The sequence below is a fragment of the Neisseria sp. genome (assembly GCF_041804105.1).
Lineage (GTDB): Bacteria > Pseudomonadota > Gammaproteobacteria > Burkholderiales > Neisseriaceae > Neisseria.
In genome coordinates this window covers 1-10704 of record NZ_JBHCJY010000039.1, presented here as the reverse complement: position 1 = coordinate 10704, position 10704 = coordinate 1, and the positions used below count along the sequence as shown (strand labels likewise).

Genomic DNA, 10704 nt, shown 5'->3' with positions numbered 1-10704 from the left:
TATGGACGAGAAATACGTCTGAAAATGAAAAAACGGTTACCTTGATTGTTCAGGTAACCGTTTGGATGGAGTAGCTGGTATTTCGCAAAGGTCTCAGGCCGTCTGAAAAAGTTTCAGACGACCTAAATCACGGTTAATCAACTGATTTTCCGTTTCTGTTTTATGAAGATTAAATGATATGTAACACATTTGTATCGCTTGAGGTAAATGGGTGGATAAGGCCGTCTGAAAACCGTTTTCAGACGGCCTGTTGTTCCATACAGAACGCTGCAAACGCCTGCAACAAGGCGGAGGGGTGTTTGTGGGCGGGGTAGATGAGGTGCACGGGGTAGTCGTGTTTCGGTTCGTCGGGCAGGACTTCGGTGAGGCTGCCGTTTTGCAGGGCTTCGGCGGCGCAGTAAGGGGGCAGTATGGCGATGGATCGGCCTTGCAGGGCGTGGTGCAGTACGGCGTGCAGGTCGTTGCTGCTGAACACGGTGTTCAGGGGCGGCGGGGTGCGGCGGAAGATGCGGCCGAAGTCGGGGGCACCGCCGTCCGACCAGGTGGCGCAGGGGAAACGGGCGAGTTGGCCGAGGGTTTGCGGTATGCCGTGTTGCTGTACGAATTGCGGTGAGGCGGCCAGTATGCTGCCGAAGCGGGCGACGGGTTTGGCGATGACGTTGTCGGTGTGCAGGTCGCCGAAGCGGAAGGCGGCGTCGATGCCGTCTGAAAAGAAGTCCATCAGCCGTGCGCTGACGGTGCAGTGTACCTGCACGTTGGGGTAGCGTTGCTGGAATTGCGCCATCCAGTCCCATGCGGGCAGGAAGGACGGCGGGGTGGCGATGCGCAGTTTGCCGCTGAACTGCTGTTCGTCCTGACGGAGATGGCGTTCGGCTTCGAGCAGGCTGTCGATGCCCAGACAGCTCTGTTCGTAAAATTTCTGCCCGGTCAGGGTGGGGGCGACGCCGGTTTTGGCGCGTTCGAGCAATTGGATGCCGAGCGATTTTTCTAGGGCGGCGATGTTGCGGCTGAGGGTGGCCAGCGGGATGCCGAGACGTTCCGATGCTTTGGAAAAGCTGCCTGCCTGCACGACGCCGACAAACATTCTGACTGCGTTCAAGTCCATTTTCTATGTTCCGTATTCGGGATTGATGGGGTGATTTTACCTGTTTTGCTTTCGGTTTTGGAATATTCGGGAGGGGAATGCCTGTCTGAAAATGGGTTTTCAGACAGGCATAAACTTTTGCGAGACTCGGCCTGCGTAGGTACGGTTGGGTGATACGCCGTAACCGTACGCACGGCGGTTGGTTTTCCCGCGGCATGCCGTCTGGAAATGCCGCATCGGTACGGTTAGTCTGCTTGAAGCAGGCTAACCGTACCTACTTGCTGTGTTCTGTATTCGGGATTTATGGGGTAATTTTACCTGCTTTTCTTTCGATTTTGGAATGTTTGGATGGGGGAATGCCTGTCTGAAAACGGTTTTTCAGACAGGCATAAACTTTTGCAAGACTCAGGTTAAACCTGAAAATCTGTGTCCGCCGTGCTTCCCCTGTTCAGGCGGAAATCCGGAATTTTGACTTAACTGTCATTTTCAATATTCCTGAAACCGGCAGGTCCGGATTTCCGCCTGCGCAACTAAGTGACGGATTAGAGGTTTCTGAATGCTTTCGGATTTTGCAAACGTTGCAGGCATTTTGTTCTGCTCTGTCTTTCCATATCTGAAAAATATCTTCCCATTTTTCGGTATTCTGTTTTGAATATGAAATCGATAAAATAGCGTTGTTCTGTTTTTGACGACACAGGTAAAACCATGAAACTGCAATCCCGTATTCCCGAAATTTTAGGCATCAGATACCCCGTTGTCCAAGGCGCGATGTCGTGGATGACCGATGCGGCCTTTGTGGCCGCCGTGAGCAACGCGGGCGGCTTGGGGATGCTCGGCCCGCACGCGGGGCAGACGGCCAATCCGACTTCCAACGAAGAAGTCATCGAGCGGATGCGTGCGGAAATCCGCAAGGTGAAATCGCTGACCGGCAAGCCGTTTGCCGTGCCCGTGATGATTTCGGAAAATCCGGCACTGATTGTGCCGATGCGCGATCTGATCATCGAAGAGCGTGTGCCCGTGGTGCTGATTAACGTGGTGCTGGATGCGGATTTGTTCCGTGCGTTTAAAGATGCGGGCATCAAGATTATTTACCGCGCGCTGAATCCGACCGTCGAGAGTGCGCGGGAGGCCGAACGGCTGGGGGCGGACGTGGTGGTGGCCACGGGTTTCGACGAAGGCGGCACGCTGCCGGACAAGGAAATCGGTACGTTTGCGGTAACGACGCACATCGCGCAGGCCGTCGGCATTCCCGTGATGTCGGCGGGCGGCATTGCCGATTTGGCGGGTGTGCGCGCGTGTTTCGCCTTGGGCGCGGAAGGCGTGTACATCGGCACGGCTTTTCTGGCCACGCACGAAAACCGCATGGCGGCGAACGTGAAGCAGATGCTGGTGGACTGTTCGGCGGACGATTTGCTGCTCTTCCGCACCCATCCGGCCTACTACCGCTCGCTGCCCACCGAGCTGGCGAAGAAAATGTACGAAATTTCCGAAAACGGCGGCAGCCGCGACGAAACGGCCAAGCTGATGCAGGGCACGGTCGGCATGCGCAAAGGCATGTTGGAAGGCGATTTGGCCGGCGGCTATATTTCGGTCGGCAACGGCATCACGCAGATTAAGGAAATCCGCAGCGTGCAGGCTTTGATTGACGATTTGATGCAGGATTTCGCCGCCTGAATTTTTTTCAGACGGCCTGAAACCGTAAGCGTATATTAAAGAGCTTCCGCCGAGGTTTGGCCGCTTGAGTTTTCAGACGGCCTGAATGCAGTTTGATAAACAGTTGATAAACTTAAGGAATATGAATATGTTGGATTTTGAAACCACCGTAAAAACCCGCCAGTCCATCCGCCAGTTTCTGCCCACGCCGATGAGCCGGAGCGAAATCGAGCAGGTGTTGGCCGATGCGCAAAACGCACCGTCCGCCTGCAATACCCAGCCTTGGCACGTCCACATCGTATCGGGCGAAACCCTGCGGCGCGTAGGCAACGTGATTGCCGAAAAGTTTGCCAAACAGGAATTCACGCCCGATTTCGAATTCGACCAAAGCAAATTCGGCGGCATTTACGAACCGCGCTGGCGCAACCAGTACAAACACGTTTTTACCGACAGCTTCGGCGTGGCGCGTGAAGACAAAGAGGGACGTGCGGCGGTTATCCAAAGAAACGCGGAATTTTACGGCGCGCCGCATGTGGCGTTTCTGTTTATGCCCGGCATCGACAATCACGATGTGAACGTTGCCGCCGACATGGGCATGTATTCGCAAACCTTTATGCTGTCTTTGACGGCGCGCGGTTTCGGCAGCATCCCGATGCTGTTTTTAGGACTGTTTGCCGAGGACATCCACCGCGAACTGGGCGTTTCCGATGAATTCAAACTGCTGCACGGCATTTCGTTCGGCCATCCCGACTGGGATGCCATGCCCAATCAAAAACATCTGGGGCGTGTGCCGGTGAGCGAAAGCGCCGTGTTGCACTGGTAAAACCGCGAAAGTTTCAGGCTGCCTGTTTTCAGACGGCCTGAAATTAAAATACGCTTATTCCATTTATTTACGGAGAAATTTAATGAAATCATCTTTCAAAGCCAGCCTAATCACACTAACCCTTGCCACACTTGGCGTGGCGTGTACCCCCATTCATCAAGCGGTTACCCATTCACAAAAAATAGCACCGCCCAGCATTCAAACGGCAAAAAACGTAGAAAAATTAAGCTACATCACAAACATTCAAAGCCCCGAAGATTTGGTGCAAATCCCTAATACCAAATGGCTTATCGCCAGTGGTATGGCACCTAAAAGCGGGCTGTATTTGGTGGATGGCGAAAACAAAACGGCAAGTCGTCTGATTGCCCCCAAAGCAGGTAAGCCGTCCGCCCAATTCCCAAACAGCGAGCCACAGCCCCACGCCGATGAAATGCAAATTCACGGCATCAGTATTCGGGAAGTCGGCAAGGGCAAATTTTATCTGTATGCCGTCAATCACAACGGCTTTGACCAAAAAATCACTCGTGAAACCATTGAGATTTTTGAAGTGAATACCAACACCGCCACGCCTACACTCACTTGGCTCGGCAATGTGCGTATGCTAAACGATTATGCAGGAAATGGCGTGGTATCAGGGGCGGACGGCTCTATTTATGTTACCGTGATGATGCACCCACAGCACAGCTTGGCGGATATGTTTGCAGGCAAAACCACAGGGGCGGTGTATCGCTGGACACCGACCACACAGCAATTTGTCAAACTGCAAGGCTCTGAATTAAACGGCAATAACGGCATTGAGCTGTCCCGTGATGGCAAATTCATCTATGTCGCCCATATGCAAGGCATGAGCAAACTGACCAACACCAACCCCGCCAAAATCGTGGCCCAAACGCATTTGGACTATGGCGTGGCGGATAATTTGCATTGGGCGGGCGACAAGCTCATCACCGCAGGTTCTATGGCACAAAACTGCTCAAATGGTTTGACTTTTAATTGTCTAAAAGATTTTCACATCACCCAAATTAGCCCTGATAATTTGGCGTTAAATCCGATTTATAAAGGCAAATACACCGCTGATTTTAGTGGTGTTTCTACCGTGCTACCTGTGGGTGATACCTATTATTTGGGGTCGTTTTATCGGGATAAGATGGCGTATTTTGAAGCGAAATAAACGTTATCTATCGGTTTTTATTTAGGATAAACAATACAAAGGCTTATCCTCGGCATTGTTTAACAAGTGCTTTGTTAACAGAATGCCAAACCGTTTCTGGTGTTACCAACCAAACCAAAAGCACCATGCAATCGGTTCAAAGCAAAGGCTCGGATCCAAAGGCAAAATCGTGGCGGACGACATCGCGCGCTGGATTGGCGAACGCAGCAAATAGTTACTGCCTGTCTGAAAATGATTGATTGAGGAATTATTAGGATAACGATATGAAAACAAATCAGAAACCCACCATTCTGGTGCTTGGCGCAACGGGCACGGTCGGCAAGCAGGTAGTCAAGGAGCTGGAAGCCGGTCAGGCGGTCAACGTCCGCATTCCGACGCGCAATCAGGCGCTGGTCAAGGAACTGCAAAGCCAGGGCAAGGATGCCGTCTATCTGGATCTGGACGACCCCAGAACCTTTGCCCTTGCGCTGGCGGGCGTGGACAGGGTGTTCCTGCTCACGGGCTACACCGTGGCCATGCTTGCCCAAAGCAAAACGCTGATCGATGCCGCCAAAAAAGCAGGCGTGCGCCACATCGTCCACGTGGGCGTGTTTGCCGAATGGGACTGCACCGACCCGCATTTCGTCTGGCACCAGATGATCGAAAAATACATGGAAGCCAGCGGCATGGCGTGGACGCACCTGCATCCCAACATGTTTATGGAGGCCATCACCGGACTGTACATGCCGAAAAACCTGACATACGCCACTTATTTTGGCGACCGCAAGATCGGCTTTATCGCCTCGAGCGACATCGCAGCCGTCACTGCCAAAGTGCTCACGGACGGTGAAACCCGCCATCACGGCCAGCCACTACTGGCTGTCGGTGGAGAGTCTGAACGGCAAAGAAATTGCCGAACTCCTCAGTGAAGTAACCGGCCTGGACATCAAGGTTCAGCACAAGACCATTGACGATTTCCGCGCCATGATCGAGGCACCCGATTTTCCGGTGGAGCGCTGGTACGCCAAGGCTAACATCGACTTTGTCGAGCAGGTTCTGGACGGCCGCATGGCGTACATGGGCACGGTCAGAAACGATATTCCCTACATCCTCGGCCGCCCCGCCAAAACCGTGCGCGAACATCTGCTGGAGCACGGACGCGATTATCCGCTCGGCAATGCAATTACAAGTGGATAAACTGCTCTAATCATTTTGTGTTATGCACGATGCTCGTATAGGTTTAATTGAGTTGGTTAAGTGTTATTCATAAACAAAATAAATATACAACACCGCACGTTTCAAACGAACTGATATATCAGAACGTTGAAATATCGTGCGGTGACAGGTCTTTATGTAATCAAGCATTTGTGTAAAGCGATAAAAATTTACTTAGCCTGTTCTTGGATGATATCTATCTACCATAAAGGCTGTCCGAAATGCTTGAAGTGCGTTTGTTTAGGTTAGAAAGAATATTGCAATTTTAGACCCGCTTCGTGGGTGTAGTTTTTAGGTTCATAAAAAGTATGGAGTGTGTTTTGAATGGGATTACGAACTTCATTACTTAAATCGGAATCAAACACTTTCCAACCGCGATAGAATGGGCCAACGCTCAGTTTGGATTCGTTGGAGAATTTTTTTGAAACGGGTACATCAATTTCGATACCCTTACCGCGGTGCTGTTTCATTTTGACAGCTTCGGTGTTTCTGAGATAAGAATATTGATTCCCGTTTAGCATTTGATTGTAAGCAATCCGGGGAGAAACTTCAAATTGGTTAGGCAGGGCAATATTCATTCCTGCACTAATTTGAGCGTAGGTGGTTTGATTTTTGCGGTCATAGTCGGATGAAACGATACGGGAATTTAAGTCTCGCAATACACGATGTCCAATGCCGCCGCTCAAAACGATATTCATACCTTCTTTAACGGGACGGGTGTATTCATAAAGAGCACGGACATCGTAAACACGACGGGGAGAACCATCTAATGTTAGGCTTCCGTAGGGTTGTTCTTGATAAGCTCCGATATAGTCAGTTTTGCCGCGTGAATAACGACCTTCGATTTTTGCTGCGTGGCGTTCGTTGAAGCGGTATTTGACGCCGCCGTTAAGCGACCATAAGTTGCCTTTTTGGCGCATGACGCGTTCGGTACCGTTTGTATATTCTCGGTAGTTTTCGTTGTAGTATTCTGTCCCGACGGTAAATTCGACGGGACGGGCTGCCTGTACGGTTGTTGCAGCTGATAACGCCAAGGCTGTCAAACTGAAGCGGATGATTGTTTTCATGGAAAATTCCTTATTCACTAAGTGTCGTTTGTTGTTGATATATAGCTTTCCTAAAGCCGTCTGAAAAAGTTTTCAGACGGCCGACTGCAATGTATCGGGGAAACCGTTTTGGAATTTGCTGTTTAAAAGAGATGATTTATCCTGAAAAGTTCCATGATGGACTGCTTTGATTTATTTTATCCGGATAATAGTTTTTGTATATGCTGATTTGTATTAGGTGCAAAAAAACCGCCCCTTTAAATAACTTAAGGGGCGCAAAAGGAACACAAACCACTACCAAAAATAAACTGTTGCTATGAAAATAACTCTGAAGGTTGCTGCGTTGCCGGATACAGTGCTTTGACTAAATCCGAATGAGAAAGGGTGAAGTCTTTATTGCTACCAGTCGTCAGTCGACCCTGTTGCGGAATAAGTTCTAGCAGGCATGCGTTGGCGGTTCGGTTGAAAGAATTTTTTGTACGCTGCATCCGCCGTTCGATGGCGTTGAGAACGCGGCTGTACAAACTATCTTTCTGTTTCACGGTTCGGGCGGTGGTTATCCAGCTTAAACGTGAATGCGAATATTCGTCTTCAATCAACAAGATTCCTGTTTCCGCACTGTTTTCCGCTGTTTGGGGCAGCCAAACATAATAGCGGCCATCTAATGTGATATATACGGTATCGTGTATTTCGGTATTGTTGTGGTGTTGCGTGGCAAACAGAGAACGGATGGTATGTTGGTGCAGTCTCAGAATATCGAGAGAGATTTGCTTGAAAATGCTTTCGGGCATAGCGCTCTCCTTTCTTGTCTGCAGTTGCTGATTCGTTGGATTGAATTATACTGAAAAACTCAAACTTAGCAAATGATAATTGTTTTTATTGTGAAATGATTATCTATGTAATTGATTTTAAAAGAAAGAAATTTTAATCATTTGCCGGAAATGTGGTTATAAACGGCATTTCTATACTTTATCTGCTGCATTTAGTATGATGCCGCTGATTTGATTGACCGTAGCGAGCCTGTTTTTATGGAACACAAACGCCAGATTATTCTTGATACGGAGACCACGGGTCTTTATCCGCTCAGGGGGGACCGTTTGATTGAGTTTGCAGGGTTGGAGATGGTTAACCGCCAGATGACCGCCCGCAATCTGCATCTTTATGTGCATCCGGAGCGTGATATTCCCGAAGAGGCGGCTGCGGTTCACGGCATTACCCTTGAGCAGCTTGAAGCAAAAAATGCGCCTGTATTTGCCGGAGTAGGGCGGGAAATTGCCGATTTCCTGCGCGGTGCCGAACTGATTATCCACAATGCGCCGTTTGACGTCGGCTTCCTGAATATGGAGTTCGAGCGCATGGGGTTGCCGTCGATTGAGGAACTCGGCTGCGAAGTAACCGATACGTTGGCGATGGCGAAAGAGCGTTTCCCCGGGCAGAAAAACAATCTGGATGCTTTGTGCAACCGCTTTTCGGTGGACCGCAGCAAACGCGTGTTCCACGGCGCGCTGATTGACTGCGAACTGTTGGGCGAAGTTTATCTGGCAATGACGCGCGGGCAGTTCGACCTGATGGCGGAAGAAGAGGAAACGCCCGAACCGCAAAAAGTGGCCGTTGCCGCTACGGAAACCGTGCGTACAGGCCGTCTGAAAGTCATCAAAGCAGATGCGGAAGAGCTGGCCGTACATGAAGATTATTTGAACGCGCTCGATAAATCCGTCGGCGGTGCGTGCATTTGGCGCAGCGGAACGCAGGCATGAACCGCCGCATCGCCCTGATTCCCGCAGCCGGCGTCGGCGAACGCTTCGGCGCGGGCAAGCCGAAGCAGTATGTCGAAATCAACGGCAAAACCGTATTGGCGCATACGCTGGATATTTTTCTGCAACATGCACAGATTGACCGTGTGGCCGTGGTGTTGTCGCCGGACGATGTGTTTTTTCAGACGGCCTGCCGTATCCGCCATGACAGGTTGACCGTATTACGCTGCGGCGGCATAAGCCGCGCCGAAAGCGTGCGCAACGGCATAGATGCCTTGCTGCAACAAGGTTTGGCATCGGGCAGCGACCGAATTCTTGTCCACGACGCAGCCCGCTGCTGTCTGCCGCCCGAGGCCCTGACCCGCCTGATTGAAGCCGTCGGCGATGACGAAAACGGCGGCATTCTCGCCATACCTGTTGCCGACACGCTCAAACGGGCCGATGCCGATAAGCGTACCGCTGAAACCGTTTCTCGTGAACGGCTTTGGCAGGCGCAAACCCCGCAAATGTTTCAGACGGCCTTACTGCAACGCGCGCTGTCGGGCGGTTTGGACGGTATTACCGACGAAGCGTCTGCCGTTGAGCGGTTGGGGTTCAAGCCCCGGCTTGTGCAGGGAGACGTGCGCAACTTGAAACTTACGCTGCCGCAGGACGAACACATCGTACGGCTGCTGCTTTCAGACGGCCCGAGCCGTTAAACGGTTTCCTGAATAGGAATTGGGAACAGGGAATCAGATGATGAAACAAATCTTTCTTGGCACATTGCTGGCCGCCGCTGCCTGTTCCGCACAGGCCGAATGCCGCATTACCGAAAACGGCATCAACGGCATCCGCTTGGGGCAAAGCGTCGCCCAAATCAAAGCCGCTCATCTGAAGGCCGGATTCTCAACCGAATCTGACGCAGAAGGCGCGGAATATACCGTCATCACTTTTCCGTCCAAACTCGATGTTGCCGTGTTTGCCGACGGCGGAACGCCGAAAAGTCCGATTACCTATCTGAGTACGGCTTCACCCGAATGCCGCACCACTGCAGGCGTACACCCGCAGATGAAAATCGCCGAAGCCGCCAAACGTTACGGCGGTCTGAAACGGATTGAGATGGTTGAAATCGAAGCGCGGCAATTTGCCCGTTTCCGCAAAACTCCGGCGGCCTTGCAGTTCCGCATTGATTATTCGGGGATTTTTCCCGATGCCGGCAAAACAGACCCGCCGCTTTATACGAGGCGGTATGAAAAGAACGGCAAAATCGACAGCATCGAAGTCGTTAAACCTTAGTCGGCCGCAACATCCGACAGGCCGTCTGAAAGCTTTTTTCAGACGGCCCGAACCGAAAACCGACAAACCGAAAGGAAAAACCATGAATATCCGCATCGGACAAGGCTATGATGTCCACCAGCTTGTCGAAGGCCGACCGCTGATTCTCGGCGGCGTAACCATTCCGTTTGAAAAAGGGCTGCTCGGCCATTCCGATGCCGATGCGCTTCTGCATGCCGTTACCGATGCGCTGCTCGGTGCGGCGGCCTTGGGCGACATTGGGAAACTGTTTCCCGATACGGCTGCCGAGCACAAAGACGCGGACAGCCGGTTCCTGTTGCGCGAAGCCTATAAAGCGGTGCAGGCGGCGGGCTGGCGGGTCATCAATGTGGACAGTACCATCATTGCGCAACAGCCGAAGCTCCGTCCGCACATCGATGAGATGCGTGCCAATATCGCCGCCGATTTGGGCTTGGACATCGGTGCCGTCAACATCAAAGGCAAAACCAATGAAAAACTCGGCTATCTCGGTCGGATGGAAGGCATTGAAGCGCAGGCGGCGGTTTTGCTGGTCGGGATTGCGCCGTATAGCAAATAAACATATTATTCGATACAATTCCACCATGGCCTATTCACAAGACTTCAAACAACTCGTGCTCAAAAAACTCCGTCAAGGATGGACGATTCGTAGAGCCGCAAAAGAATTCGGCATCGCCATCTCCACC

12 protein-coding genes are annotated in these 10704 nt (G+C 51.5%); 9 read left to right on the top strand and 3 right to left on the bottom strand.

The features are described from left to right. Positions 1-238: 238 nt before the first annotated feature. Entirely contained in the window at positions 239-1105 is an 867-nt protein-coding gene (locus tag ACEYDX_RS04095) for a LysR family transcriptional regulator (protein ID WP_373740760.1), read from the bottom strand. 684 nt (positions 1106-1789) lie between these two features. On the opposite strand from ACEYDX_RS04095, the gene ACEYDX_RS04090 reads away from it, so the two are divergent. The 5 genes from ACEYDX_RS04090 (at position 1790) to ACEYDX_RS04070 (ending at position 5907) form a co-directional block, all read left to right on the top strand. Continuing rightward, positions 1790-2758, top strand: a complete 969-nt coding sequence (locus ACEYDX_RS04090) for an NAD(P)H-dependent flavin oxidoreductase (protein WP_373740759.1) — start codon at positions 1790-1792, stop codon at positions 2756-2758. A 127-nt stretch (positions 2759-2885) separates the two neighbouring features. Further along, complete coding sequence (locus ACEYDX_RS04085) at positions 2886-3560, top strand: nitroreductase (RefSeq protein ID WP_373740758.1); 675 nt, start codon at positions 2886-2888, stop codon at positions 3558-3560. An 82-nt stretch (positions 3561-3642) separates the two neighbouring features. Beyond that, entirely contained in the window at positions 3643-4731 is a 1089-nt protein-coding gene (locus ACEYDX_RS04080; RefSeq protein WP_373740757.1) for an SMP-30/gluconolactonase/LRE family protein, read from the top strand. A gap of 263 nt (positions 4732-4994) precedes the next feature. Beyond that, positions 4995-5639 (top strand): SDR family oxidoreductase, encoded by a 645-nt coding sequence (locus ACEYDX_RS04075; protein ID WP_373740756.1) that lies wholly within the window; start codon positions 4995-4997, stop codon positions 5637-5639. Next, the gene (locus ACEYDX_RS04070; protein WP_373740755.1) at positions 5596-5907 is read left to right on the top strand and encodes a hypothetical protein; all 312 of its coding nucleotides are present in this window, start codon (positions 5596-5598) and stop codon (positions 5905-5907) included. Before ACEYDX_RS04075 ends, ACEYDX_RS04070 begins: the two co-directional genes overlap by 44 nt. Before the next feature lie 263 nt (positions 5908-6170). Here the strand turns inward: ACEYDX_RS04070 and ACEYDX_RS04065 are convergent, their stop codons facing one another. Next, a complete protein-coding gene (locus ACEYDX_RS04065; RefSeq protein WP_373740754.1) occupies positions 6171-6992 on the bottom strand; it encodes an outer membrane beta-barrel protein in 822 nt (273 codons plus the stop codon). Between the two features lie 293 nt (positions 6993-7285). Then, complete coding sequence (locus tag ACEYDX_RS04060; RefSeq protein WP_373740753.1) at positions 7286-7762, bottom strand: pyridoxamine 5'-phosphate oxidase family protein; 477 nt, start codon at positions 7760-7762, stop codon at positions 7286-7288. A 237-nt stretch (positions 7763-7999) separates the two neighbouring features. Here ACEYDX_RS04060 and dnaQ point away from each other — a divergent pair, with 237 nt between their 5' ends. The 4 genes from dnaQ to ispF all read left to right on the top strand — a co-directional run bounded on the left by dnaQ (position 8000) and on the right by ispF (position 10577). After that, a complete protein-coding gene (dnaQ, locus tag ACEYDX_RS04055; RefSeq protein WP_373740752.1) occupies positions 8000-8728 on the top strand; it encodes a DNA polymerase III subunit epsilon in 729 nt (242 codons plus the stop codon). Beyond that, positions 8725-9423 carry a 2-C-methyl-D-erythritol 4-phosphate cytidylyltransferase gene (gene ispD / locus ACEYDX_RS04050; protein ID WP_373740751.1) on the top strand — a complete coding sequence of 233 codons (699 nt, stop codon included), beginning with the start codon at positions 8725-8727 and terminating at the stop codon, positions 9421-9423. The genes dnaQ and ispD overlap by 4 nt, the downstream gene beginning before the upstream one ends. Before the next feature lie 37 nt (positions 9424-9460). Further along, the gene (locus tag ACEYDX_RS04045) at positions 9461-10000 is read left to right on the top strand and encodes a hypothetical protein (protein WP_373740750.1); all 540 of its coding nucleotides are present in this window, start codon (positions 9461-9463) and stop codon (positions 9998-10000) included. Positions 10001-10082: 82 nt separating this feature from the next. Then, the gene (gene ispF / locus ACEYDX_RS04040) at positions 10083-10577 is read left to right on the top strand and encodes a 2-C-methyl-D-erythritol 2,4-cyclodiphosphate synthase (RefSeq protein WP_373740749.1); all 495 of its coding nucleotides are present in this window, start codon (positions 10083-10085) and stop codon (positions 10575-10577) included. The last annotated feature ends 127 nt before the right edge of the window (positions 10578-10704 follow it).

Bases quoted from the DNA above. Each gene is read 5' to 3' on its own strand.
- ACEYDX_RS04095 (WP_373740760.1), bottom strand. From the start codon at position 1,105: ATGGACTTGAACGCAGTCAGAATGTTTGTCGGCGTCGTGCAGGCAGGC.
- ACEYDX_RS04090 (WP_373740759.1), top strand. From the start codon at position 1,790: ATGAAACTGCAATCCCGTATTCCCGAAATTTTAGGCATCAGATACCCC.
- ACEYDX_RS04085 (WP_373740758.1), top strand. From the start codon at position 2,886: ATGTTGGATTTTGAAACCACCGTAAAAACCCGCCAGTCCATCCGCCAG.
- ACEYDX_RS04080 (WP_373740757.1), top strand. From the start codon at position 3,643: ATGAAATCATCTTTCAAAGCCAGCCTAATCACACTAACCCTTGCCACA.
- ACEYDX_RS04075 (WP_373740756.1), top strand. From the start codon at position 4,995: ATGAAAACAAATCAGAAACCCACCATTCTGGTGCTTGGCGCAACGGGC.
- ACEYDX_RS04065 (WP_373740754.1), bottom strand. From the start codon at position 6,992: ATGAAAACAATCATCCGCTTCAGTTTGACAGCCTTGGCGTTATCAGCT.
- ACEYDX_RS04060 (WP_373740753.1), bottom strand. From the start codon at position 7,762: ATGCCCGAAAGCATTTTCAAGCAAATCTCTCTCGATATTCTGAGACTG.
- dnaQ (WP_373740752.1), top strand. From the start codon at position 8,000: ATGGAACACAAACGCCAGATTATTCTTGATACGGAGACCACGGGTCTT.
- ispD (WP_373740751.1), top strand. From the start codon at position 8,725: ATGAACCGCCGCATCGCCCTGATTCCCGCAGCCGGCGTCGGCGAACGC.
- ACEYDX_RS04045 (WP_373740750.1), top strand. From the start codon at position 9,461: ATGATGAAACAAATCTTTCTTGGCACATTGCTGGCCGCCGCTGCCTGT.
- ispF (WP_373740749.1), top strand. From the start codon at position 10,083: ATGAATATCCGCATCGGACAAGGCTATGATGTCCACCAGCTTGTCGAA.